We start from the raw sequence: 23705 nt of genomic DNA on the forward strand, positions 1-23705 counted from the left end.
CGCCATCTCTTATCTGGGGCATCATGAATTCTGATATCAGAAGCTTAGACTTCAACCTACTAAAGGCTCTCGATGCCCTGCTGGATGAGAGAAGCGTGACGCGAGCCGCCGACCGATTGGCGCTAACCCAACCTGCGGTAAGCGGCATGCTCAACAGACTCCGTGAAAGCTTTGACGATCCGCTGTTTGTTCGGGCGCAGCGGGGCATGGTTCCGACTCTACGCGCCGAGCAATTGGCAGGGCCAGTCAAACAATTGCTCGCTGACATCGAAGGAATGCTCCAGCCTGAAGCGTTTGCGCCGGCACAAGCAGAGATGACCCTCAAAGTGGCCTCTACCGATTACGCACTAAGTGCAGTAGTTGTTCCCTTCTTGAGCGCGTTAAGAATTCAGGCTCCTAACATTCGTGCATCCGTCCAGCCCGTTGATGCTCAACACCTCCAGAGCCAGCTCGATCGAGGAGACATTGACTTGGCGCTGATTACCCCCGAAACGACCCCGCCTGGTCTGCACAGCAGATCGTTGTTCGATGAGCGCTATGTCTGCGTGATGCGTGCGGATCATCCTGACGCGCTAACCGGCGAAATCTCGCTGGATCGCTTTTGCGCCCTGGATCACGTGCTGGTCTCATCATCTGGCGGTAGCTTTCGGGGGATAACTGACGAAAGCCTGGCACGCATTGGTCGCTCCCGGAGGGTGATCACATCGGTCACCAGTTTTTTGGTGCTTCCGGAGATGTTGATTACGAGCGATTTGATTGCCGTGGTACCCAGTCGGCTGGTTTCAAATGATGGGAAGCTGAAGGTACTGGAGCCGCCTATTGAAATACCAGGCTTCAACAAATCAGTGGCTTGGCATGAGCGAACCCATCGTAATGAGGCACATCGTTGGATGAGGTCATTAATGGTGGACATCTGCAGATCTGCCCCGACTGGGAGAGCACTCTCCTCGTAAAATTGGAGTAGTGCATGGACGGCATTTACTGTGCGCCTCCCCCATACCACGCAGTGTAGAGCGTCTTGGCTGAGCATCATTTCACTCGCATTCGGCCTATGCTCCTAATTTGGTCACCCGCCCCGAGATAGTGCAGAAAGCCTGTCGACGAGCTTTTGGGACATGTTTTTGAGGGCTAGCGAGACGTTTTGATGGCCAAGAACCTCCGGGATTCAGACCTGTTGTCGGAATCGTCGGTACCCCGTTTGGAATGGTGTCGTACTTTAGCTATCACATGTCAGATTACGTCCATCCCGTGATGGCCTGACGTTCGAGCGATGGCATGTGCATTGCAAAATCACCAGTATCTGGCACCGGGTTGAATCCGGCGCCTATTGAGGGTGAACAAAGATGCAAACTACTACTCGTCTGGAATTCCGAAAAATCCGCGTCGCTGTTGTCCAGGCTGAATCGGTATTTTTGGATATCGATGCAACAGCACAGCTCGCCTGCGAATTGATAGCTGACGCAGCGCAACGGGGCGCCGATTTGATTGCTTTCCCAGAAGCGTTCATTCCAACCTTTCCAAATTGGTATGAGACCCTTCCTGAAGGAGGAATCGCCCGCAGCCTGGACAAGCGGCTTTTTCTCAATTCGGTTGAGGTTCCGGGTGAGCATATTGCAGCCATTGCGGAGGCCTGTAGGAGTTCATCGATCAGCGCGGTGATCGGAATCAATGAGAGAGTCAACGGGACTACCGGGACGATGTACAACTCTCAGGTTCACATCACGCGAGAGGGCATCATTGTCGGCACCCATCGTAAATACGTTCCGACCACAGGTGAGCGCCAAGTGCACGCGCCGGGAAATACCGGCTACTACAACGCATTCCAAACTGACTTCGGGACAGTTTCGTCTTTGATTTGCGGAGAAAACTCTAACCCTCTCGCTCAATATGCTGCTGCCGTCAGTTATCCCGTGGTTCACGTCGCGTCGTGGCCTTTCTACTTCGGGCCTTTCTTGCCCATGCATCACGTAATTCACACAGCATCAGCAGGGCTCGCATACTCTCTAAAATGCTTCGCTCTCAATTCGGTCTCTAGAATATCCGAAGCCTACATTGATGCAGTTGCTGTAACCCCAGAGGATCGACGCTACCTAGAAGAGCAGCGCGCCTTGAAAAAAGGGGCTCTGGTAATCAATCCTTTAGGTCAAGTAGTGGCTCAAGGTTGTGGCCAAGACGACAACCTTTTAATTGCCGACATCGACCTGAGTGATGTGATCATTCCTAAGCTGGTTCAAGATACAGCTGGACATTACAACCGCCCAGAAATATTTGCTGAGCTTTTCAAGTAAAGCATTAACCCCATATAAACTTATCTGATTGCAGGTACTCCCATGCGTTTACATGCTATGGCTCCCTATGCCGCATTGATTGGTGCCAACTTGTTCTTTAGTGGCAATTACTTACTTGGCGGCGTCGCAATGTCGACAATGCCTTTGATGAGTTTGATGTACATCAAATGGTTGGTAGCTTGCATCCCGATGCTGCTTTTAGCGCACTTTATCGAGAAGCCTGACTGGCGCGTTGTTCTCCGAAGCTGGAAGAAGATTTTTATGCTAGGGGCGTTGGGGATCGCCGGTTATGGGTTCATGTTCTACCAGGCGCTTTCGTCAACGACCCCTCTGAATGCATCATTGATTAACGCATTCAATCCGGCACTGATAGCGATTGCATCGGCCCTGTTTGTAGGCGACCGCCTGTCTCCTGAGAAGCTCGGAGGCATCGCAATCGCATTCTGTGGCGTCGTATGGGTGCTTACAGGCGGCCATCCAACTGTGCTGGCAAGCCAAAGCTTGAACCCTGGTGACATGTGGATGATCGGCGTGATCTGCTGCTGGACGGCCTACACCATTATTGCCCGGAAAGGCAGCGAGATTTCGCCGCTGTCCAGCTGTGCACTTCAGATGACCTTCTTTACCTTGTGCATGACCCCCTACGCGATTTTCAATGGAATCACCCTGCCCTCCACTTCAGCGGCAGCCTGGTCGATGGCTTACATCTGCGTATTTCCTTCTGCTGTTGCATTCTTCCTTTGGAATTACGCGGCCAAGCATGTGGATTCAGGTATTGCAGGTCAATCGCTCAACCTGACAGTCCCATTCATTGCAATCATGACCTTGATGGCTGGGGGCACAGTCACCTCTGTGGACGTGATCGGCGGTGCCTTGGTGCTTTCAGGGGTATTCCTTACCTTGCGCGCCCCCAAGGCTAGACGTACCGCCCCTCAAACCGCTGAGGCAGCGTGATGACTCCGACTTACAACCTGTACGGCAAAGAATTACCAATCCCGAAAAAGCCGGAATTCGAAGTGTATTTTGATCCGACCACAACCGTCGTGATCTCCATTGATATGCACGAAGGTCATCTGAGCGAAGCCGACGATTGCCCATGCCCTGCCCCAAGGGGCCGAGCCATCATTGAGGCAGTGGATGCGTTTCACCGAAGCGCTAGACAACGTGGAGTACCGGTACTTCACGTGGTATCAAAGCTCAAGCAATCTGGCCTGGATGACATCAACGGTATTCCAGCTGCCTGGCGGCACACCATGCCGGAGTACACAGGGCCAATCAGAGGCATCAACGAACACGGAGTATCCGGCTCAAAATGGACTGAGCTGTGCACCGAGTTTCTGGAGGGCGATGAGCTGATCGATACCAAGCGTCGACTGTCGGCTTTCTACCCCACAGACCTCGATTTCGTACTGCGCCAAATGGGAGCTAAGACGGTCATTCTCACTGGCATCAATACGGACTGTTGCGTGTTGAACAGCGCCTTTGACGCTTCGAACAGAAACTACCGTGTCATCGTACTGAGTGACGCCACAGCAGGAACAGACGAATACTTAGAGAAAGCAAGCCTGTCCATTATTTCTCTGTTCCTGGGCGTTGTCATGAGTTCCGACCAGCTTCTCAAAAAATGGAGTGCGCCTCTCCAGTAGATTAGAACTCACGTGATACAAGAGTTTTAACCGACTTCATTACTAATAGCTCATCTGAACCGAGGCGAGGCTCTCAGCGCGTTAGACCGTGGGAGCCAAACTTCGGTATCCCCCCCTTAGGAACCACACCACCAAAGCCCTGGAGTGCCGGGAGTCACCGCGTGCAGCGTGACTCTGTCGGCAAAGCTCAACCATCTGTCAGATTTGAGCTATGGGATTGCTACTTCTCCCCGATTAACATTTCCACCTCAAATGGAGGAGTTCCAATGAATTACTTTTTCCCAATCATCGCCGCATTCCTGTGGAGCGGTAACACCGTAGTTACGAAGCTTTGCGCTGGCCAAATTTCTCCAACGGAAATGAGTTTTTACCGTTGGGTTCTGGCATGCCTGGTACTGACTCCTTTTGTACTGCCGCAAGTAGTGAAGAACTTCAGAAACCTGAAGCCTCTCACCCCACGTATCATCGTTTTGGGGTTGTTGGGCTCGGTAATCTATCAGTGCCTTGCTTATTACGCTGCGTCCTATACGACAGCAACGAAAATGGGGATCATCCAATCGCTCTACCCACTGCTGGCACTGATCCTGGGCAGCATCTTTCTGCGCCACCGTGCAACCGCAGCAACCCTACTGGGCGGCCTGGTCTCTGCCATCGGTGTAGTGACGGTGATCTCGGGCGGCCACATCGAAAATCTGGTCAAAAACGGGCTCAGTATCGGTGACGGGTTGATGCTCATCGCGACATTGGCGTTCGCCACCTACGGCATGCTTATCCATAAATGGAATATGAAGCTGCCTCTGCTGCAGTCTGTGTACCTCCAGGCGATTGTCGCCACGGTTGCTCTGCTTCCGCTCTATCTCTTCAGCGAGAAGAACCATATCAGCGCAGAAGTGGTTGGCTACATCGCCTTCGCCGGTATCGCGGCTTCGATCCTCGCCCCACTTGCGTGGATCACAGGTCTCGGCAAGCTAGGCGCTCCTCGCGCCGCACCGTTCTTCAACTTGGTTCCAGTTGTCACTGCGCTTCTGGCAACCCAGTTGCTGGGCGAGACCCTCAGCTTCGCCATCGTCATTGGTGGTGCACTGGCCATTGCAGGTGTAGTCATCTCCGAAACCTGGCGTCCTAAAGCACAGCCTGTCGCTCAACAGCAGCGTGCGTAACACCAGCGGTTCTCCCGCAGTGAGTAGTTGATAAGTGCCAGGCAGGTGCGGGAGCGCCTGCCTGGCAACACCCAACACTGCTGGAGGGATGAACTGGCGTTGGTTAACCAACTCTCTGCCAACGCTTGATACATCCGAATTCAATAACGAACAAGGATCGATCATGTCTTTCGAACATTCTTCTGAAAAGTTGGGAATTGCACCGAATGACCGCTCCACCCGATTCGCCCGCTCCCTGCTGGCGGAGGCAGGCCTCGGCCTGGACGGCGAGCAACCATGGGACATGTATCTGTGCAGTGATGATGTGCCACGCCGCGCTTTGGCTCAAGGCAACCTTGGACTAGGTGAGGCGTACATGGATGGAGACTGGGAATGCTCTCAGCTAGACGTATTCTTCTCCCGCCTGCTGCGTTCAGGGATTACCGATCAGATCAATCCGCTGGCGCTCCTTCACCACACCCTTTCTGCCCGCCTTCTCAATCGCCAAACCAGTCGTCGAGCTTGGACAGTTGGTGAGCAGCACTACGATCTCGGTAACGACTTCTACTCCGCCATGCTCGACCCTCGAATGACCTATACCTGCGGTTACTGGAAGGACGCTAATGACCTGGCTCAGGCTCAAGAAGCCAAACTCGACCTGATATGCCGTAAGCTCGATCTACGTCCCGGCGTGCGAGTGCTGGACATCGGCTGCGGCTGGGGCAGCTTCATGGGCTTTGCCGCCGAGCACTACGGGGTCGAATGCGTAGGGGTGACTATCTCTCGCGAGCAGTGCCAATGGGCCGAAGAGCGCTACAAAGGCTTACCCCTGAGTTTCCGGCTCCAAGACTACCGGGAGCTCAACGAGCGGTTTGATCGAATAGTCAGTATCGGGATGTTTGAGCACGTCGGACGAAAGAATCACCGCACCTTCATGGAGGTAGCGGCGCGTTGCTTGGACGATGATGGTCTGATGCTGTTGCACACGATAGGCAAGAATCGCCGTCATGATGTGCCTGACCGGTGGATCGATAAGTACATTTTCCCCAACGGTGACTTGCCTTCAATCGGCCAGATCGGTGATGCCGCTGATGGTCTCCTCGTGATTGAAGATCTGCACAATTTCGGCGCCGATTACGACCGCACGTTGATGGCATGGCACGCCAACTTCGAAAGACATTGGCCACGTTTCTCCAAGGAACTCGGGGAGCGTTTCCGACGTATGTGGGAGTACTACCTGCTTTCGTGCGCTGGTGCCTTCCGAGCCCGAGACATCCAGTTGTGGCAGTGGGTGTTGTCTCGTCGTGGAGTGGAAGGAGGCTATCAGCGCGTAAGCTGATCGACTCGTTACCCGGTGTCCTGTCCTGGCCGATCTGGACACCGTACCCGCCTCTGGGATCAGTGCACACCGCTGTTGCGCTACAAGCAGAAAAACAGACCTCCAGGTTCAGTGCTCTATAGCCTTATGCTATACCCCAAGCACGAGGAAGACCTACGAGGTGAATGGTGGCTGAGACCCCACAAACAGACAGCGGAGTATCGAAGATCGAGACCTTCGAAGGTGACATCTATTTTCGTCACCAGTCCCTCCAACCCGATGAGTGGGACGCGCATTCTCATCCATGGGGACAGATCAACTACGTCTCTCAAGGCCTGATGCATATCGATGTGGGTGGAGAGCGCTTCGTCTCACCACCACATTACGCGGTATGGATACCTCCAAATGTTGAGCACTCCTCGTACAGCACGGTGGCGTCGACATATCGAAGCGTTTATCTGTCAGTGGCCTTCTCACAAAAGCTTCCAGAGAAGCCGTCCGCGATCACGGTAAGCGAGCTTCTGAAAGCGGTGCTCGATGAGTTCGCACGGCTCAATGTTTGTAGTCCTAGCAGCCGGCAAGAGATGACCATGGCGCAAGTGGCTCTTGATCAGATTGAAGCCTCAACCACCATGCACGCTTACCTCCCCTACCCTCAGTCTCCGCTGCTAAAGTCGATCCTGGATGATGTTCAGAGAAACCTGAAGAACAAGCGGTCTACGCAAGACATCGCAAAGGCCTTCAACATGACAGCGCGCACCTTGGAGCGACGTTGCCAAACCGAACTGGGGATCGGATTCGGCGAGTGGCAACAGCGGATACGCCAGATGAGGGTGTTCGAAGAGCTGGATGCGGGACTAACAATTCAACAGATCGCGTTTGAACTGGGATACTCGTCAGCGTCCGCCCTGATAAAAATGTTTAGACGGGTAGCGGGGATGACCCCAGAGCAGTACCGCAACCGCAAATAAAAAATGGCGCTGAGCTCAATGCTAGCGCCATTTTTTGACCTACAGGAACAGGAAGCCTAGTTGAACAACTCCTTGAAAAGCTCAGGCCGATTGTAGTGCCCCGCCGTATCCTGGACTAGCTTCGGGATGATCACGTCACTGAGATCGATATCCGCGAACAGCAGATCCTCATCTACTCCACAGCCTTGAGCAATCACCTGTCCAAGTGGGTTGATCACCATCGCACCGTTCTTCTGCTCCCGACGACTGATCAGGTAGTCGCGATCCGCTGCATTGTGCGCCACAGCATCGATGTATGCCTCAGATATCCGGGATACCGAGCTAATTGCGAAGCACTTGAGTGAGTAGGCCAAGCCTGCGGAGGCAGTCTGGATTACGTGGTGCATAGGAACAAACGGCCCAAAATAGAACGGCCAGGACGCAACATGGACAACCGGGTAATTCAGGGCCGCCGCATACTGGCCGAGCGGATTGGAGTTCTCGCCACAAATCAGTGACGACACCACCCCAAACTCAGTCTTGAACGCATTGTAGTGGCCTGTGTCACCTGGCGCATGCACCTGGCGCTCACCCGTCGTTGGCACGTATTTCCGATGTGTCCCGACGATCTGGCCGCTGCTGTTGATGTGCACTTGGGAGTTGTACATCGTTCCCGTTCTGCCATTGACTCGCTCATTGATCCCAACGACAGCGTTGATAGAACCGATTCGACAAGCCTCAGCGATCTGATTGATATGCTCCCCTGGGACTTCGACAGAATTCAGAAACAGTCGCTTATCAAGCTCACGTACTGCGCCAACCTCAGGAAGGGTTTCATACCAATTGGGGAAGGTTGGAATGAATGCCTCAGGAAAAGCGATCAGGTGTGCACCTTGACTCGCAGCGTCGGCGATTAGCTTACAAGCCAGCTCAGTCGTGGCATCCAAATCTAGGAAAACTGACTCTGCCTGCACTGCAGCCACTCGGATTTTCCTGAAGTCTTGTCGAACGAAGCCACTCATAATTCACCTGCATGTAGTACTGACGGATTGCCCCTGCGGGACTCTCTTTGTGAGGACTGCAATGCTCGTTTCCTGAGGGAATTTTGAGAACCGATTTGCGTTATCGAACTACGACAGATGATCTTCTGAATCCGACATCGCCCAATGCCGAGAAGATAATCAGGCTCTCAGACTGCTCGGAGCGCACACCCGAAAGGCATCAGCTGATGATGGCCTCAGGCGTTTGAGCTACGGGCCAGTGGCACTTCAGGCGGGACATCGGTGATGTACGCAAGGCACAAGCAACCAGGGAAGTGACGGCCCCATTCAGGATTCTGTTACTGAATATCGACTTCCGCCACGACCTCTCTAATCATATTCATGAATGCACGGGCTGCTGGAGACTGAAGTGCGGCGGCTCGATAAGTGAGCCCTATTGGCCGGGTGGTGTGACTTAGCACCAGTGGCACCGGGATCAGGTCTTTACTATCGATCTCATACTGAAGTTGATGCGCCGAAACGGCGGCGAGCATGTCAGAGTTCAAAAGCACTCCTCGAAGTATCGCAAGGTCTCCGGTTTCCACCACCGGAGGCGGCGAGCTGATACCTATATGTGCAAAAAACGTTGAAAGCAGCTCACGTGCCGGCGAGCCAGATCTTGGCAGCACCCATTTTGCAGAAGCGAGCATTGCGGGTGTAACTCTCCGGCCTGCCCACGGATGCCCACGACGCATCAAGATCACTAGATTTTCCCGCATCAGCTCTTCGCCTAGCAGGTCTGAGCCATAGGAAGATGAACGCAAGGCACCAAAGACTAAATCCACATCGCCTGACCGTAACTCGCTAGCCAAGAGGTCAAACGGGCTCTCGTTCGTGACGATTGAAACGCCGGGATGGCGACCGGTGAGGCGCACTATTGCTTGCGGAAGAATATGAGTCCGCCCCAACGGCAGCGCACCAACATGTACGATGCCTTTAACAACGCCATCCAAAAATGTGATGTCTGCTTCCAAATGGCGGAGCTCATTCAACGCACGCCGAGTGTGGAGCAGAACCGTAGACGCCGGCCTGGTTGGCAACAAGCCTTGAGGTGTGCGCTCGAAAAGGCTGACGCCACAGCCTTGTTCTAGAATCTTTATCGCCGCGCTTATTGCGGGCTGAGATACGCCCAGCACCATGGCTGCGGTTTGCATATTTTGGGTTTCGCAAAGCCGAGCAAATATCTCCAGACGTCGATTCTGGAACAGATAAAGCGGCTCCCCCGCCCGTTCCTTCCCTCTACCTAGAACCTGCGGGATACACAGGAGTTCAGCCACCGCGCGCTTGGCCCGTGGAAGAATTGACGCGCCTTGCCGAGTCAGTCGCATACCGCTCGCATTGCGCTCAAATACGGACACCCCCAAAGACGACTCGAGTGAAATGATTGATCGAGTAACGGCTGATTGAGCGCGGAACAAGGCGGCAGCTGCTTTAGAGATGCTCCCGGTCTCAACCACGTACAAAAATGCTCGGATCTGCATCAGGCTAGGAGAAACAGGGGGTGTCATGAGTTCGCACTCTCAGCGCTCGTCGGTATATCGCAGGATGGCGTGGCCATCCCAATAAGTAAAATGCATACCTTGAGAGGAGGAAGGCATTATCTGCTTAAGGTACACGTATGCGACGGTATGTCCCATCGATCCCCACGATGAGATGAGCCTCAAATGAACACCTCACAACAAAAAACAGCCTTGATCGTCAGTGCACATTCCGCCGATTTTGTTTGGCGCGCAGGCGGCGCCATCGCTCTTCATGCCCAGCAGGGATATGCCGTACACATCGTTTGCCTGTCCTACGGGGAACGCGGTGAGTCTGCCAAATTGTGGCGCAAGGGTGAGATGACCGAGGAGAAGGTGAAAGCGGCTCGTCGTGAAGAAGCTCAAGCTGCCGCTGACATCCTGGGCGCCAACGTCGAGTTTTTCGATATTGGTGACTATCCGATGCGCGCAGACAAGGAAACCTTGTTTCGCCTGGCCGACGTCTTTCGACGAGTTCAGCCGGAGTTTGTACTGAGCCATTCAATTAAGGATCCGTACAACTACGACCACCCACTGGCGATGAACCTCACTCAGGAAGCCCGCATCGTCGCTCAGGCTGAAGGCTACAAGCCTGGCGAAAAGATCGTCGGCGCTCCCCCTGTCTATAGCTTTGAGCCACACCAGCCTGAGCAGTGTGAGTGGAAACCTGACGTGCTGCTGGACATCACTGAGGTGTGGGACAAGAAGTACGCGGCGATTCAATGCATGGCAGGTCAGGAGCACCTCTGGGAGTACTACACCCGCGTAGCCCTTCAACGCGGCGTGCAAGCCAAGCGCAACGTCGGCATCGCCTCTTCGCGAAACATTGTCTACGCAGAGGGCTATGAAAGCCTCTTTCCTCGCGTTACGGAGAACCTGGGATGAGCAGCCTCATTGGAAAGACAGGCATTGTGATTCGCAATATCCCCCGAGCTGACGGCAACCTGATAGACGCACTTAACGAGTTCGGCGTGGCAACGGTACACGAGGCCCAAGGCCGCAAAGGACTGCTCGATAACGCGATCCGCCCCATCCAGCAAGATCAGGGCATTAGTGGTTCCGCCGTGACGGCACTGGTTGCCCCCGGCGATAACTGGATGTTTCACGTCGCGGTAGAACAGTGTCAGCCAGGAGATGTCTTGGTCGTGGCGACTTCCTCCCCATGCACTGACGGCTACTTCGGTGACCTACTCGCAACTTCCCTACAAGCTCGGGGAGTAAGAGGACTGATCATCGATGCAGGCGTAAGGGACACACGAACGCTCAGGGAAATGGGTTTCAAGGTCTGGTCACGAGCCGTGCATGCCCAAGGTACAGTGAAAGAAACGATTGGCTCGGTGAACACTCCGGTAGTCTGCGCCGGCCAGTTGGTTGAACCTGGAGACGTGGTGGTTGCAGATGATGACGGCGTTGTGATCGTCAGACGGCAGGAGGTTCGGGCAGTGGTCGATAGCAGTCGCAAACGTGCTGACCTAGAGGAACAAAAGCGACTGCGTCTCGCCGCAGGTGAATTAGGCCTCGATATCTACACCATGCGCCAGAAGCTCGCTGATCGCGGCTTGGTCTACTACGACACTCTCAGCGATCTGGATGGATGACGCCATGAGCCAGACTCGAATTCCTTGTCTGTTGATTCGCGGCGGCACCTCTAAAGGCGCATTCTTCTTGGCGAATGAGCTGCCTCCTGAAGGCGAGGCGCGAGATCAGGTATTACTTGCTGCCATGGGCTCCCCCGATCCACGCCAGATTGATGGCATTGGTGGCGCTAACTCGCTCACTAGCAAGGTTGCGATCATCAGCCCTTCAAATCGTCCCAACGCTGATGTGGACTACTTGTTCGCCCAGGTTTCAGTTGAAGAAGCCAAGGTAGATTACGGCCAAAACTGCGGAAATATCCTGGCAGGTGTAGGCCCGTTCGCCATCGAGCGGGGCTTGATAAAAGCACATGATTCGATCACACCCGTGCGCATCTTCATGGCCAACACGGGCCAGACCGCAATCGCTCATGTCCAGACGGTTGACGGTCGAGTTGAGTATGACGGAGAGGCCAGAATCGATGGTGTTCCGGGTACCAGTGCTCCTTTGATTGTCGAATTCCAGGACATCGCTGGCTCCAGCTGTGGGGCTCTACTTCCCACAGGCAACGCAGTCGACCATGTCGATGGTGTTGAGGTGACATGCATTGATAACGGCATGCCCGTAGTCCTGATAAGAGCAGCCGATCTGGGCCGCACAGGATACGAAAGCCCTGAGGAGCTCGATGCCGATACCGAGCTTAAATCGAAGCTTGAGTCCATCAGACTACAAGCCGGGAAGCTGATGAATCTGGGTGACGTTAGCAGCCGAACCGTACCCAAGATGTCTTTGATCGCGGCTGCGCGTGATGGCGGCGCGATCTGCAGCCGCACATTCATTCCCCACCGCTGCCATACATCCATCGGTGTATTCGGCGCGGTCAGTGTCGCGACAGCCTGTCGCCTTGAGGGCACGGTTGCTTCAGGTGTCGCTCGGGTCGAGCCCGGTGATCACTTACGAATATCCGTGGAACATCCAACTGGAGAATTCTCCGTTGAGCTTCGCATGCGAGAAGACAAGATCGCAGGCTGTGGCCTAGTGCGTACGGCTCGATTGCTCTTTGACGGACATGTGCTAATCCCTGCCTCAATCTGGCCATCGGTAACTACAAAATGATCAAAACCGTTACCTTGATCGGCTTCGGTGAAGCTGGTGGCATCCTAGGGCAAGACCTTGCTGCCGCTGGCGTAGAAGTTTTCACCTATGATCGATTGCACGACGACCCGAAAAAACGACCAGCCCTGCTCGAAAAAGGGCGACGTTGCGGCGTGACCGTCTGCGATAGCGCTGCCCTTGCCCTATCGCGCGGCGAGTGGGTGATTTCTGCCGTGACCGCCGACAGTGCCCTGAGGGTCGCACAGGATGCGGCTCCACTGATGCTGAAGGGGCAGTTGTTCATAGATATCAACTCCGTTGCACCTGCAACCAAGCGGGTAGCAGAAGCCGTCATGGCCCAGTACGGAATTGATTACATTGACGCCGCCGTCATGGCGCCCGTTCCTCCGCAACGACTGCTCACACCCATACTGCTTGGCGGCACGCGTTCCGATGAGGTCTGCTCTCAACTGAACGCTCTTGGCATGAACACCCGCGTGGTCGCCAACACCATTGGCGTGGCTTCAGCGATCAAGATGTGTCGAAGCATCATGATCAAAGGCTTAGAGGCCCTCACGACGGAATGCTTGAGTGCTGCTCGGCAGTACGATGCGGAGGATGAAGTTCTCACGTCGCTGCACAAAAGCTTTCCAAGCATGGGATGGAACAGTGATCTCCCGCACTATCTGATCAGTCGCGTGGCAGAGCACGGGCTACGCCGATCAGAGGAGATGAAAGAGGTAGCAAAGACAGTTAGCGATGTCGGTGTTGCCGGTTACATGAGTCGGGCGATAGTGAGCTCACAACGAGGGCTTATAGACTCAATGGCTGAAGCGGACATCGAATATTCGACGCTGGAACCCTTCAGTTGGAGTGTATTGGTCGACATCCTCTATGGCAGCTCAGCCGCCAAGCAAAGTGAAGCCCTGAAAAAAGGGTAAGATAAGGTCTTTGAGTTGAGCCCCATGGATCTCAAGCAACTGGAATGCTTTGTACGGGTGGCGGAATTTGGCAGTTTCACCAAAGCCGCAGCTGTCCTGAACATCTCGCAGTCTGTCGTCAGTCGGCAGGTTCGCCAGCTTGAGGTTGAACTCCAGGAGCATCTACTGATGCGTAATGGACGTGGGGTATTACTAACCGGTTCCGGCCAGCGACTCTTCGAACACGGTAAGGGCATTCTCAGACAGGTTTAGGTAGCGCGGGAAGACCTACGAGAACAACGCGATACCCTGTCCGGCAAAGTCGTCATTGGCCTTCCTCCCAGCATTTCCCGGCGCCATACCGTGGCGTTGGTAACGGCATTTCGCAAGCGTTTCCCGAATTGCATCTTAGGCATCAAAGAAGGCCTTACTCACTCGGTGCGCGAGTGGCTGCTCTTGGGCCGACTTGATTTCGCGCTGCTTTTCAATCCTGGTCAAAATGCGCAGCTGCAATATGAACACCTCCATTCTGAGCCATTGATGCTCATCGGGAGCCAGCATTCCGATCTCCCTGCCACAGTTCCGATGAAGGATTTGGGCAAGTTTCCGCTCATCACTCCGAGTGAGCCTCATTCAATTCGGCGCTTGATCGAGACTGAAGCGACACGCCACGAGGTTCAACTCGACATATCTCTGGAAGTAGACAGCATCCCGTCCCTTCTGGAGCTGATTGATCTCGACATGGGCTATGGAGTGTTGTTTCGTTCCGCGCTGGTCAACAGCAACGGCCAATTGGAAGGTCTCAAAGCCGCACAGATTGTCGATCCCACAATTCAGACCCATCTATTCGTAGCCACATTCGAGCAGAGACCTCTCTCTCGTCTCGCGGAACAAACGATGGCACTCATGCGTGAGATTTGCATACCTTAGCCTGACGCATGCAAAAACAGCATAACTGCTAGAACTCGGGTCGAGTTGTTGATAGGCCGGAAGACGCCCACCATCGGGATATCGATTCCACTAACAACGACTAATAGGATACGAGATGAAATCCTGCCTCGCTCCAGATCCACACCCCACCATTCCTCTGCAAAAGCTGCCAGAAGGCGCGTGGGACGCACATTGCCATGTGTTTGGGCCCGCCTCGGTTTTTCCCTACGCAGAAGACCGCAGCTATACGCCTCCAGATGCACCGTTCGAAGCTCTGCGGTCTTTGCACGATCACCTCGGTTTCAGCCGTGGCGTAATCGTCCAGGCCAGCTGTCACGGTACCGACAATCGCGCCATGCTCGACACCATCGCTCGCAGCGAGGGGCGCTATCGGGGTGTAGCCATCGTCAATGGCTCCGAATCTGATCACCAACTTGCAGCCCTTGATGCCGGCGGTGTTCGTGGGGTTCGGTTCAACTTCGTTGCTCACTTGGGCGGAGCCCCCGATCTAGATGTTTTTGACAGTACTGTAGATCGTCTTGCAGATCTGGGATGGCACGTGGTTTTGCACCTCGACGCACAAGACATCCTCACCTACGCAGACCGGCTTGCGCGGATCCCCGTACCTTTCATCATCGATCACATGGGCCGAGTCAAAGCCCAGGATGGCATCGACCAGAAACCATTCCACGCGCTGCAACAGCTGATGGAAAACCCATTGGCCTGGGTGAAGGTCTGCGGTGCAGAACGTGTATCGGCAGGTCGTCGACCATTCGAGGATGCGATACCTTTCGCAGAGCGGCTTATTGAGATCGCTCCGGACAGAGTTCTGTGGGGTACTGACTGGCCACATCCAAACATTTCTAAGGACATGCCAAACGACGGCGGATTGGTGGATCTGATGTTCAGATTCTGTACGGATCCAGAGAAGCGCCAGAAGCTGTTGGTAGAGAATCCCCTGAAGCTGTACGGACGCTAAGCAACAACGCTCGACCATTCTTCCAACAATAAGATTTCAGTGAGAATAGCCATGAACNCAAACCGCCCTTCTACAAAGCGATGTACTTCCAGGTTCTGCTCGGAATCATCGCTGGCGTCTTGGTCGGTCACTTCTGGCCGACATTCGCCGCTGACCTAAAACCCTTGGGCGATGCCTTCATCAAGCTGATCAAGATGATCATCGGCCCAGTCGTTTTCTGCACAGTGGTAACCGGCATCGCAGGGATGCGCGATTTGAAGAAAGTAGGCCGTGTCGGTGGTAAAGCACTTCTCTATTTCGAGGTCATCTCTACAGTCTCTCTCCTCATCGGCCTGATTGGAGGCCATCTCTTCAATCCGGGAGGTGGGTTCAATGTGGATGTGAATTCGCTGGATGCATCAGCGGTCACGGGCTTCGCGGAAAAGGCCCAACACATGCACATGGTCGAGTTTCTGATGGGAATCATCCCCTCAACATTCGCCCAAGCTTTTGCTGAAGGCAATGTGCTTTGCATCCTCTTGGTCTCCATCCTCTTCGGATGCGCACTCTCGTCAATGGGCGACAAGGGCAAGCCGGTCTACGACATGATTGAAGGTCTCTCGGGGGTTTTCTTTCGGATCGTTCATATCATTGCCAAGCTGTCCGCAGTCGGCGCGTTTGGTGCGATTGCCTTCACGGTAGGCACCTATGGCGTCGCAGCTCTGCTGCCACTCATGAAACTGGTGGGCAGCTTCTACATCCTCTGCGCGCTATTCGTGATTGTTGTGCTTGGCGCTGTGGCTAAGCTTTGCGGCTTCAACATCCTCCGGTTCGTGGCTTACATCAAAGAAGAACTGTTGGTGGTACTGGGTACCAGTTCGTCTGAAGTTGTACTTCCGCAAATCATGGAGAAGATGGAGCGATTGGGCTGCTCGAAACCGGTAGTAGGCTTGGTGATTCCGACCGGGTACTCGTTCAACCTGGACGGTACCAATATCTACCTGACCATGGCCGTTCTGTTCATCGCGCAAGCTCTGAATATCGAGCTGTCACTCACCCAACAGCTGACGCTCGTGGTGGTCGCAATGCTGACGTCCAAAGGTGCCAGCGGCATCTCCGGCGCCGCCTTTGTAATGCTGACCAGTACGCTGATGGTGGTACCTCTTGTTCCTGTGGCAGGCATGGTGCTAATCCTCGGCATTCACCGTTTCATGGGGACTGGATTGGCAATGACCAATCTTGTTGGTAATGGGGTAGCTGCCCTGGTCGTTTCAGCTTGGGAAAAAGAGCTGGATCGCGACAAGCTCGCTAAAGAACTCAGCGTCAAACACTAAAGCTTCAACCTAAATAATAAAAGTATGTCCTGTTCGGCCTAGCGCCGAGCAGCGACACTCTGCGTCAGGAAAATAATAAAAATGAATCGCTCCCTCTCAAATGTCATCATCATCCCTCTTACGCTCATCGCTAACAGCGCGTTCTCGGAGGGCTTTATAGAGGACAGTAAAATCCGCCTTGAAGCCCGAAACTTTTATTACAACGGTGATTTTCGCCAAGGTACAGGCGTATCTAAACGCGAAGAGTGGGCCCAAGGCTTTTTGCTCAATTATGAGTCTGGTTACACATCAGGCCCAGTTGGCTTCGGGGCAGACGCGTTGATCTTTGCAGGGTACAAACTGGACTCTAGCCCAGATCGATCAGGTAGTGGACTGCTTCCAAAACGCGCATCTGGCGAAGCAGTAGATGAGTATTCAAAGGCTGGGTACGGCGTCAAAGCCAAGGTATTCGATACAACTGTTCGGTACGGTATGTCACTACCGAAATACCCTGTTCTCCAGTACAACAATAGTAGATTGACGCCGCAGACATTCCAGGGGTTCCAAGTCAGCTCGACAGATATTGATCGATTGACAATCAACCTCGCGCAGTTCGACCAGACCATTACCCCCGATTCTACGGACTTGAAGGACATCACCATCGCTGTGAAAGATGGCCGCTATCGTGCGACTGGGATCGGTGACTTTTACCGACTCGGGGGAGCCACTTATAAAATCACGCCTAAGTTGAGCGCCAGTTATTTCTATGGCGAGCTGGATGACGTATATCGTCAACAGTATGTGGGCTTGGTTCACAGCATGCCGTTAGGGAACGGCAACCTCACGACGGATCTGCGTGCTTTTGCCAGCAGCGACATCGGAGCCGCCAAAGCTGGTGATGTCGATAACCGAGCCTATGCGGCCTCGTTCAACTACTCAATGAATAATGGCCACAGCGTGATGGCGACGTACCAGGTCATGCAGGGATCGACCGGCTTTGCCTACGTCAACAACCCTTACCTTCCCAACTATGTGCAGTATCACGACTTCGGGAGCGCAGGCGAGCGTAGCTGGCAGCTTCGTTACGGCTATGATTTTGCTGCGCTAGGAGTTCCCGGACTCAGCTTCTTCACCGCCTACATTCATGGAGACGGATTGAAGAAGGTCGGTGCCGACAAAGAATGGGAGCGTGACGTAGAAGTGAACTATGCGTTTCAAGGGAAGCTAAAAGGATTTTCTCTAAGGCTGCGTAATGCAACATTCCGCAGCGATGATCTGCGCGACATCGACGAGACCCGCTTGATCGCGAGCTACCTTTTCACCTCGTTCTAACGCGAGGCCTTCGGCAATACTGAGCCTTAGGGCTCAGTATTGAGCCGGACTCCTCCGGGCGGACACCTTGCGCATCGTCGCGTCATCTGGGGTGGCGCTTATCCGACGCCAACTACCCTCTACCCGTCACGGATGCAGCGACAATCCCTTGATCGCTTTATCGACCGACTTCTTGGGCCCCCTCAACACCAAGCCTACCAACTGAAGGTCTTCAGGATCCTCCTGCAGGAACACCTCTCTGTTAGCTTCATCATGGCCGGTCGAGAACATTGCGTGCACGTAGGGCAACATCGTGAGCTCTCGCTCCAATCCCGTCCGGTGGGCCTTCTGCAAGCCCTCAAGACCTGCTTCGAACACGAGCATGGGTTGGATCGACATATTGCCGTACTCGTGGCCGTGGGCATTCACATAGGGCTTGCCGAGTATCTCGGGCGCTGCGGAAGCTACGCCGGTAGCGAGGAACGCAACGACGTTCACCCTCTGCCAAGTGGCGAGGTCGTTGCGGACGATGAAAGCGATTTTGGTGTCAAACATGGAGTACTCCTCAAAGCTGTATGGCGATGATGGAGTCGGCAGTTGATGCAGTCTGTAACGTTCGTGCAGGATCAGTTGGTGTTATGAGAGGTAAACGGTGTTGATGCACAAAGAGCTCGAGCTGTGATCCCGACCAAACTGGCAGCACCACATCAGCTCTATTTCACGAACTTGAGACAGGCAAATCCAGTCTCGATCCGCAGTTGCTGAACAGACTCAACGCGTTCCTGATCGCCAATTTTTTTGACTACGTTCACGCCGCAAAAATGCTGGTCTGGGCTGATAACAGATAGATAGCCTTTCCGTGGTTCGCTCCATGAGCCATTGACCACCGTATAGGTAGCACCCTGCTCAGGCGTGAAAGAGAACGGAACCTGGCATTGCATACCTCCGACTTCGCTCCGATAGGCCAGGATCAGCTCCTTGCCCGCGGCAACCGGAGATTCCACGTAATCACCATTGGCAGGCAGCGTGGTGTAACCCGCGTAGCAACCCTTGTCGTTGAATGTCATGGCGTCCAGTCTGGCGTCGCGGTCGTATTTCATACGCACGGTCGCTGAGGGCTCACTAGGCTGCGGAACGGCGTACTGCTTCCCGTAGAGAATTGAGTTGCAACCACTCAACAGCAAGGCTCCTGACAGCAAGACACACCCGCCGAACTTCTGAATCTTGTACATCAATCGCTCCCTGATTTATTGACGCGCCCCTCATCCCGTTGGACTCGGGAGACGGCTGAACGGCCATCTGATGCTGCATGACGTGACGAAGTTCCGGCCCGAGGATCAATGATTGATCTGCCAATGCTCCTACTGCTGACCAGGATGTTGGATGGATAACAACGAACCGCTCCGGCAGCTTTTTTATCGCCTACCTACTGGGCCGGCTGACTTTAACCTGCGCAAGACTTCCTCCCAGCACCTGTTGATTTCATCTCCGACCCAACCTCTAGCTGGTTTGGCGGGAGCAAGCTCTCGTACAGAGATGTACTTGAGTAGCCATTCATCTGGCCAACCGGCCCACTCGCCCGCCACAGATTTAAGATTCCCCTGGAGAACTGGAAATACCTCGAACCAGAGGATGCTGTGAACCTCGGTCAGCGTGTAACCGCTCTCCTCTATCGTCTTGGCCACATGATTAAAAGCCGCCTGTTCGACCTCTGTGTCCAAAAAAAACTCGGACAGCGCTTGCCAGATTTTCAATCGGTTTGAGTCCACGGCGTTCATTCGATCCCTTGGTTGGTCGATATTCGGTTCGCTCTGAGCACAGCATGTTTTCGGATGCTCAGCTTCGTTGCTGCTCATCGTATCGATCCACCAGGCCAAAGAGCACATTACGGAATAGGCACACCTTACCTGCCGACGCTTCGCGCTCTCATGTTGTGCAGGTTCAAGAGAATGACTGTCGGCAGAACGGGCTCGTTCAAGCAGGATATTCTGGCGTACGACAGGTTGTATGTGATCGGTAATTACACTGCGGCAATAGGGCAGGCGCGAGTAGGCCGGTCTTTAGGCCGACGCCCTGCGATACCGTCAGGGCGTCAAACTCATGCAGCCGTCCGATCAGGCTGCCGGCTTCAAAATAACCTTCGTCCAACCTTCGTCACGCGCGTCGAAATGCTTGTACGCATCAGGCCCTTCTGCCAATTTCAGGCTGTGGGAGATTATCTGCGACGGTTTGGCTCGGTCGTGATGGATCAATTCCGCAAGCCTACGGTTATAGGCTTTGACGTTGGCTTGCCCGGTGCGTATCTGCTGGCCCTTGAACCAGAACGCGCCGAAATCGAAGGCCATTTTGCCTTCCTTCGCCAGTTCATTTTTCGCGCCCGGATCCTGAGGAACAAACACCCCGACGACGCCGATGCCACCCGTGGCCTTGGTGGAAGCTACCAGGTTGTTCATCGTCAGGTGATTGGCCTCATGGCCGTGTTTGTCACAGCACTGGTACCCCACACACTCGCAACCTCGATCAGTGCCTTTGCCGTGAGTCAGGTTGAGGATCTGATCAACCGCCTCTTTCTCCAGGGAGTTGATTGGCGTGGCACCCATCTGCGCGGCCAATTTCAGTCGATCCGGATGGTTGTCGACCACGAACACCTGCGAGGCGCCTTTGATCATCGCGGCATGAGCTGCCATTAGGCCCACTGGCCCTGCGCCGTAAATGGCGATGCTTTCTCCTGGCATCAGGCCAGCCAGTTCAGTGGCATGCCATCCGGTGGGGAATATGTCTGACAGCATGACGTAGTCGTTTTCTTTCTCTTGTGCATCCTCTGGCAGCACTAGGCAATTGAAATCCGCATATGGCACACGCAGCAGTTCAGCTTGACCACCCTGGTATGGGCCCATATCCGCAAACCCGTATGCAGCTCCAGCACTGCCGGGGTTGGCCGTGAGGCAGAAACCGGTCAGACCTTTTTCACAGTTCTCGCAGAAACCGCAGCCAATATTGAATGGCAAACAGACGCGATCACCTACCTTGATGCGATCTACGCCAGCGCCGACTTCGATGACTTCCCCGAGGTTCTCGTGACCGAAAACACGTCCAGTCTCCATCGAGGTGCGGCCCTCGTACATGTGCAGGTCAGAGCCACAGATATTGGTAGTGGTGATGCGCACTACGGCGTCGGTAGGTTTTTCGATCTTGGCGTCTGGGACATTTTGCACGCTGACGTCGCGTGGCCCGTTGTAAACGATGGCTTTCATTAGACTCTCCCGTTCAAGCGACGATGAGGTGGTTTCGTCTGCTTACGAGATATCTGTCTAGTTCTACGAAGGTATGTTCAACAAATCGAGCTATGACCAGACGAGTGGTGATGCCGTCGCCCGCGTGGCGGCCCTTGAATTTGCAGCTCGTGACGAACTTAGACAGTTGAACGCCATAAAAGGGACTCCAAGCGATTTAGAGGGTTATAGCAACAGATGAATCAGGTAGGCTGAGCTGTTTCAGCCCTAACAAGCGCCCGGCCCGCCGACACGAAAGCCATGATTTAGGACGCCTCCGGCACCTCATTTGAGACTCTGCACATGCTTATGCCGTCCTACACTGATCCCGCTGGCTCCCTAGAACGTCTCTCTGCGTTGCGCAGTTACGGAATTCTGGATATTCCGCGCGAGTCCGACTTCGACGAACTGGTGGAGTTGGCGGCCCAAATCTGCGACGCCCCGATTTCAGTGGTCAATCTGATTGAGGATCATCGTCAGTGGTTCAAAGCGGAAGTCGGGTTGGGCATCAGGGAAACACCTCTGGACGTGTCCATATGCCGACATGTCCTATTGCAGCCAGGCATTACGATCATTTCAGACCTGCGCGATGATCCACGCATGTGTGCCAATCCGTTAGTGACGGGTGATTCGGGTCTTCGGTTCTATGCCGGCTGCCTCCTTGAAACCCCAGAAGGTCATGGCATTGGAACGTTGTGTATTCTGGATCGCTCGCCACGCATTCTGACCGCCCGCCAACAAACAGCACTCAAGACGCTCGCGAACCAAGTCATGGCGCAGATGGAACTAAGGCGCTCGCTCCAACAGAAAACCAAGCTTCTTGAGCAAAAGGAGTTGCTGCTCAAAGAGGTCAATCACCGCACGAAAAACAATCTTCAGCTAATCGTTGGGTTGATCCAGCTTCAAGTGCGACAGCTGTCTGACCATGATGCGCGCGCCGCGCTGATGGACACATCCAGAAGGATCATGAGCATCTCGACGGTACACGAGAGGCTATATCAATCGGATGAAGTCGGAGCTGTGGAGGCATCTTCATACCTGTCTCAGGTCATCGCTGGCATACAGGCAACTGCGCCCCACGAAGCCCTGTTTGAGCTTGATCTAGACTCGGTCAATCTCTCGATGGACAGCGCCATCCCTCTCGCATTGGTGGTAAATGAATTGCTCACCAACGCCCTCAAGTACGCGTACCCCTCTGAATCTCAAGGTACTGTAAAAGTGGGTTTGAAGCTTGAGCATGCCAAGTTAACGCTGACCGTGGAGGATGCTGGCCAGGGATTGCCGAAAGGCTTTGACCATCGCAAAACAAAATCCTTAGGCATGAAAATTATCGCCACCCTCTGTCGTCAGCTAGATGCAGAATTTACCTTTTCTGATAATCAGCCCGGCGTGAAGTGTGTCGTCGAGCTAAGCGTTCCGGCCCGCACTGGCGACTGACACTCTTTCTTCAGATTGAGTTGACTTCTATCCCAAATCGGATCAGTTGCGTCGTGTGCTGCTGAGGGTGAAAACCAAAAGCTAAAGGATTTTTTGGTAAAAGCTGAGGCCCCATTAAGCCACTGTATGGAGGAAATTGGAGGAGTCTGTGACTACCTGACCCTCCACTCAACCTATACGGTTCACACTCTCCCACCGAACGAGACTGTGATGGAACTGACGTGCATCCCCTTTGGCACAACTGCCTGGTCGACTGTAGAGACAACCATGCACCCTGGCGAATCAGGCACAGCCTACTGGCGCACTCGCCAATTTGGCAAAATTCGAGTTCGCCTAGTCGAGTACAGTCCTGGTTATCTAGCTGACCATTGGTGCAGCAAGGGCCATATCCTCTTCTGCCTTGAGGGCCAACTGGAAACTGAGTTGGAGGATGCCCGGACGTTCACATTGAGCGCCGGAATGAGCTACCAAGTCGGCGACAACGCAGAAGCCCATCGCTCCTCTACCACCACCGGCGCCAAACTGTTCATCGTGGACTGACTGAATGGAGTATCCATAGCCGCCTCCCCGCCCCAGATGAGAGCCATAGCAGCCGAAGTCAGCGTACTGTTGATCGGTTTCTGCAGCCTGAATCGGTATTTCCCGCCAAACGACAGCCCACCCGTAATAGAACCCTTCGTTTGTATATTGCTGACGGTATCGCCCTCCCGAAGAATTGACTTCGCAATCTGATCATTCGGACAGGAAGGCCGAACACAATGAACACGAGGTCAAAGAGACAATTGGAAAGCCTGCACAATGTGCGGGAGTGGCATCTGAGCATGGCGTTGCAGGCGCAAATCCAGGGTAGGATCACCGAATCTGAGTTCCATACCCGGTACTACCAACTGCTTGGCCCTGCAGTCGACATTGATGGCGTGAGGGACGGAGCATGCCCTGTGGTTCCACCACAAATAGCGTACGAATTTTAGGGAAGAAATCCTCGCGGGTAGGTGG

General features: G+C 54.1%; 23 protein-coding genes and 1 pseudogene. 18 read left to right on the forward strand and 6 right to left on the reverse strand.

The features are described from left to right. The first annotated feature begins 23 nt into the window (after window positions 1-23). The 7 genes from D3M70_RS26115 (at window position 24) to D3M70_RS26145 (ending at window position 7362) form a co-directional block, all read left to right on the forward strand. Complete coding sequence (locus D3M70_RS26115) at window positions 24-953, forward strand: LysR family transcriptional regulator (protein ID WP_120128571.1); 930 nt, start codon at window positions 24-26, stop codon at window positions 951-953. A gap of 390 nt (window positions 954-1343) precedes the next feature. Then, window positions 1344-2288, forward strand: a complete 945-nt coding sequence (locus tag D3M70_RS26120; protein WP_120128572.1) for a nitrilase-related carbon-nitrogen hydrolase — start codon at window positions 1344-1346, stop codon at window positions 2286-2288. Window positions 2289-2330: 42 nt separating this feature from the next. Further along, window positions 2331-3242, forward strand: coding sequence for a DMT family transporter (locus D3M70_RS26125; RefSeq protein WP_120128574.1), 912 nt, complete (start codon window positions 2331-2333; stop codon window positions 3240-3242). After that, entirely contained in the window at window positions 3242-3934 is a 693-nt protein-coding gene (locus D3M70_RS26130) for a cysteine hydrolase family protein (RefSeq protein WP_120128575.1), read from the forward strand. The genes D3M70_RS26125 and D3M70_RS26130 overlap by 1 nt, the downstream gene beginning before the upstream one ends. Before the next feature lie 266 nt (window positions 3935-4200). Further along, window positions 4201-5094 (forward strand): DMT family transporter, encoded by an 894-nt coding sequence (locus D3M70_RS26135; protein WP_120128577.1) that lies wholly within the window; start codon window positions 4201-4203, stop codon window positions 5092-5094. 163 nt (window positions 5095-5257) lie between these two features. Further along, on the forward strand, window positions 5258-6412 hold the full coding sequence (gene cfa / locus D3M70_RS26140) for a cyclopropane fatty acyl phospholipid synthase (RefSeq protein ID WP_120128578.1): 1155 nt from the start codon (window positions 5258-5260) through the stop codon (window positions 6410-6412). Window positions 6413-6576: 164 nt separating this feature from the next. Further along, window positions 6577-7362, forward strand: a complete 786-nt coding sequence (locus D3M70_RS26145) for a helix-turn-helix transcriptional regulator (protein WP_120128580.1) — start codon at window positions 6577-6579, stop codon at window positions 7360-7362. 56 nt (window positions 7363-7418) lie between these two features. Here the strand turns inward: D3M70_RS26145 and D3M70_RS26150 are convergent, their stop codons facing one another. Together D3M70_RS26150 and D3M70_RS26155 are read right to left on the reverse strand one after the other, a co-directional pair. After that, window positions 7419-8324: a nitrilase-related carbon-nitrogen hydrolase gene (locus D3M70_RS26150; protein WP_218568454.1), complete on the reverse strand. Its 906-nt coding sequence runs from the start codon at window positions 8322-8324 to the stop codon at window positions 7419-7421. Window positions 8325-8680: 356 nt separating this feature from the next. After that, entirely contained in the window at window positions 8681-9889 is a 1209-nt protein-coding gene (locus D3M70_RS26155; protein WP_120128583.1) for a LysR family transcriptional regulator, read from the reverse strand. Between the two features lie 156 nt (window positions 9890-10045). Between D3M70_RS26155 and galB the strand changes: the two genes are divergently transcribed. From galB to D3M70_RS26195, 9 genes and pseudogenes are all read left to right on the forward strand, one after another. Beyond that, on the forward strand, window positions 10046-10783 hold the full coding sequence (gene galB / locus D3M70_RS26160) for a 4-oxalmesaconate hydratase (RefSeq protein ID WP_120128585.1): 738 nt from the start codon (window positions 10046-10048) through the stop codon (window positions 10781-10783). After that, window positions 10780-11496 (forward strand): 4-carboxy-4-hydroxy-2-oxoadipate aldolase/oxaloacetate decarboxylase, encoded by a 717-nt coding sequence (locus tag D3M70_RS26165; protein ID WP_120128586.1) that lies wholly within the window; start codon window positions 10780-10782, stop codon window positions 11494-11496. Before galB ends, D3M70_RS26165 begins: the two co-directional genes overlap by 4 nt. 4 nt (window positions 11497-11500) lie before the next feature. Continuing rightward, window positions 11501-12589, forward strand: coding sequence for a 4-oxalomesaconate tautomerase (locus D3M70_RS26170; protein WP_120128588.1), 1089 nt, complete (start codon window positions 11501-11503; stop codon window positions 12587-12589). Next, complete coding sequence (locus D3M70_RS26175) at window positions 12586-13509, forward strand: NAD(P)-dependent oxidoreductase (RefSeq protein WP_120128590.1); 924 nt, start codon at window positions 12586-12588, stop codon at window positions 13507-13509. Before D3M70_RS26170 ends, D3M70_RS26175 begins: the two co-directional genes overlap by 4 nt. A 24-nt stretch (window positions 13510-13533) precedes the next feature. Then, on the forward strand, window positions 13534-13761 hold the full coding sequence (locus D3M70_RS33720; protein ID WP_256659992.1) for a LysR family transcriptional regulator: 228 nt from the start codon (window positions 13534-13536) through the stop codon (window positions 13759-13761). Window positions 13762-13797: 36 nt separating this feature from the next. Next, window positions 13798-14418, forward strand: coding sequence for a LysR substrate-binding domain-containing protein (locus tag D3M70_RS26180; RefSeq protein ID WP_256659999.1), 621 nt, complete (start codon window positions 13798-13800; stop codon window positions 14416-14418). A 115-nt stretch (window positions 14419-14533) separates the two neighbouring features. Next, on the forward strand, window positions 14534-15397 hold the full coding sequence (locus tag D3M70_RS26185) for an amidohydrolase (RefSeq protein WP_120128591.1): 864 nt from the start codon (window positions 14534-14536) through the stop codon (window positions 15395-15397). 58 nt (window positions 15398-15455) lie between these two features. Next, a pseudogene (locus D3M70_RS26190) lies at window positions 15456-16710 on the forward strand (dicarboxylate/amino acid:cation symporter); the annotation flags it as partial. Between the two features lie 81 nt (window positions 16711-16791). After that, window positions 16792-18021: an OprD family porin gene (locus D3M70_RS26195; RefSeq protein WP_120128594.1), complete on the forward strand. Its 1230-nt coding sequence runs from the start codon at window positions 16792-16794 to the stop codon at window positions 18019-18021. Window positions 18022-18147: 126 nt separating this feature from the next. On the opposite strand, the gene D3M70_RS26200 is transcribed toward D3M70_RS26195, so the two are convergent. From D3M70_RS26200 to D3M70_RS26215, 4 genes are all read right to left on the reverse strand, one after another. Next, the gene (locus D3M70_RS26200) at window positions 18148-18555 is read right to left on the reverse strand and encodes a DUF2000 family protein (RefSeq protein ID WP_120128596.1); all 408 of its coding nucleotides are present in this window, start codon (window positions 18553-18555) and stop codon (window positions 18148-18150) included. 158 nt (window positions 18556-18713) lie between these two features. Continuing rightward, window positions 18714-19232: a hypothetical protein gene (locus D3M70_RS26205; protein WP_120128597.1), complete on the reverse strand. Its 519-nt coding sequence runs from the start codon at window positions 19230-19232 to the stop codon at window positions 18714-18716. A 183-nt stretch (window positions 19233-19415) separates the two neighbouring features. Continuing rightward, entirely contained in the window at window positions 19416-19856 is a 441-nt protein-coding gene (locus D3M70_RS26210; RefSeq protein ID WP_256659993.1) for a hypothetical protein, read from the reverse strand. Window positions 19857-20114: 258 nt separating this feature from the next. After that, window positions 20115-21254: a glutathione-independent formaldehyde dehydrogenase gene (locus tag D3M70_RS26215; RefSeq protein ID WP_120128599.1), complete on the reverse strand. Its 1140-nt coding sequence runs from the start codon at window positions 21252-21254 to the stop codon at window positions 20115-20117. A gap of 321 nt (window positions 21255-21575) precedes the next feature. Between D3M70_RS26215 and D3M70_RS26220 the strand changes: the two genes are divergently transcribed. Both D3M70_RS26220 and D3M70_RS26225 read left to right on the forward strand, forming a co-directional pair. Next, window positions 21576-22709 (forward strand): histidine kinase dimerization/phosphoacceptor domain -containing protein, encoded by a 1134-nt coding sequence (locus tag D3M70_RS26220; RefSeq protein ID WP_120128600.1) that lies wholly within the window; start codon window positions 21576-21578, stop codon window positions 22707-22709. A 210-nt stretch (window positions 22710-22919) separates the two neighbouring features. Next, entirely contained in the window at window positions 22920-23249 is a 330-nt protein-coding gene (locus D3M70_RS26225) for a DHCW motif cupin fold protein (protein WP_120128602.1), read from the forward strand. Window positions 23250-23705 lie beyond the last annotated feature (456 nt).

The sequence above is a fragment of the Pseudomonas sp. LS-2 genome (assembly GCF_003605735.1).
Classification (GTDB): Bacteria; Pseudomonadota; Gammaproteobacteria; order Pseudomonadales; family Pseudomonadaceae; genus Aquipseudomonas.

What these genes read in the sequence shown, in the direction of transcription:
- D3M70_RS26115 (WP_120128571.1), top strand. Translation starts at nt 24, where the DNA reads ATGAATTCTGATATCAGAAGCTTAGACTTCAACCTACTAAAGGCTCTC.
- D3M70_RS26120 (WP_120128572.1), top strand. Translation starts at nt 1,344, where the DNA reads ATGCAAACTACTACTCGTCTGGAATTCCGAAAAATCCGCGTCGCTGTT.
- D3M70_RS26125 (WP_120128574.1), top strand. Translation starts at nt 2,331, where the DNA reads ATGCGTTTACATGCTATGGCTCCCTATGCCGCATTGATTGGTGCCAAC.
- D3M70_RS26130 (WP_120128575.1), top strand. Translation starts at nt 3,242, where the DNA reads ATGACTCCGACTTACAACCTGTACGGCAAAGAATTACCAATCCCGAAA.
- D3M70_RS26135 (WP_120128577.1), top strand. Translation starts at nt 4,201, where the DNA reads ATGAATTACTTTTTCCCAATCATCGCCGCATTCCTGTGGAGCGGTAAC.
- cfa (WP_120128578.1), top strand. Translation starts at nt 5,258, where the DNA reads ATGTCTTTCGAACATTCTTCTGAAAAGTTGGGAATTGCACCGAATGAC.
- D3M70_RS26145 (WP_120128580.1), top strand. Translation starts at nt 6,577, where the DNA reads ATGGTGGCTGAGACCCCACAAACAGACAGCGGAGTATCGAAGATCGAG.
- D3M70_RS26155 (WP_120128583.1), bottom strand. Translation starts at nt 9,889, where the DNA reads ATGACACCCCCTGTTTCTCCTAGCCTGATGCAGATCCGAGCATTTTTG.
- galB (WP_120128585.1), top strand. Translation starts at nt 10,046, where the DNA reads ATGAACACCTCACAACAAAAAACAGCCTTGATCGTCAGTGCACATTCC.
- D3M70_RS26165 (WP_120128586.1), top strand. Translation starts at nt 10,780, where the DNA reads ATGAGCAGCCTCATTGGAAAGACAGGCATTGTGATTCGCAATATCCCC.
- D3M70_RS26170 (WP_120128588.1), top strand. Translation starts at nt 11,501, where the DNA reads ATGAGCCAGACTCGAATTCCTTGTCTGTTGATTCGCGGCGGCACCTCT.
- D3M70_RS26175 (WP_120128590.1), top strand. Translation starts at nt 12,586, where the DNA reads ATGATCAAAACCGTTACCTTGATCGGCTTCGGTGAAGCTGGTGGCATC.
- D3M70_RS33720 (WP_256659992.1), top strand. Translation starts at nt 13,534, where the DNA reads ATGGATCTCAAGCAACTGGAATGCTTTGTACGGGTGGCGGAATTTGGC.
- D3M70_RS26185 (WP_120128591.1), top strand. Translation starts at nt 14,534, where the DNA reads ATGAAATCCTGCCTCGCTCCAGATCCACACCCCACCATTCCTCTGCAA.
- D3M70_RS26195 (WP_120128594.1), top strand. Translation starts at nt 16,792, where the DNA reads ATGAATCGCTCCCTCTCAAATGTCATCATCATCCCTCTTACGCTCATC.
- D3M70_RS26200 (WP_120128596.1), bottom strand. Translation starts at nt 18,555, where the DNA reads ATGTTTGACACCAAAATCGCTTTCATCGTCCGCAACGACCTCGCCACT.
- D3M70_RS26205 (WP_120128597.1), bottom strand. Translation starts at nt 19,232, where the DNA reads ATGTACAAGATTCAGAAGTTCGGCGGGTGTGTCTTGCTGTCAGGAGCC.
- D3M70_RS26210 (WP_256659993.1), bottom strand. Translation starts at nt 19,856, where the DNA reads ATGAGCAGCAACGAAGCTGAGCATCCGAAAACATGCTGTGCTCAGAGC.
- D3M70_RS26215 (WP_120128599.1), bottom strand. Translation starts at nt 21,254, where the DNA reads ATGAAAGCCATCGTTTACAACGGGCCACGCGACGTCAGCGTGCAAAAT.
- D3M70_RS26220 (WP_120128600.1), top strand. Translation starts at nt 21,576, where the DNA reads ATGCTTATGCCGTCCTACACTGATCCCGCTGGCTCCCTAGAACGTCTC.
- D3M70_RS26225 (WP_120128602.1), top strand. Translation starts at nt 22,920, where the DNA reads ATGGAACTGACGTGCATCCCCTTTGGCACAACTGCCTGGTCGACTGTA.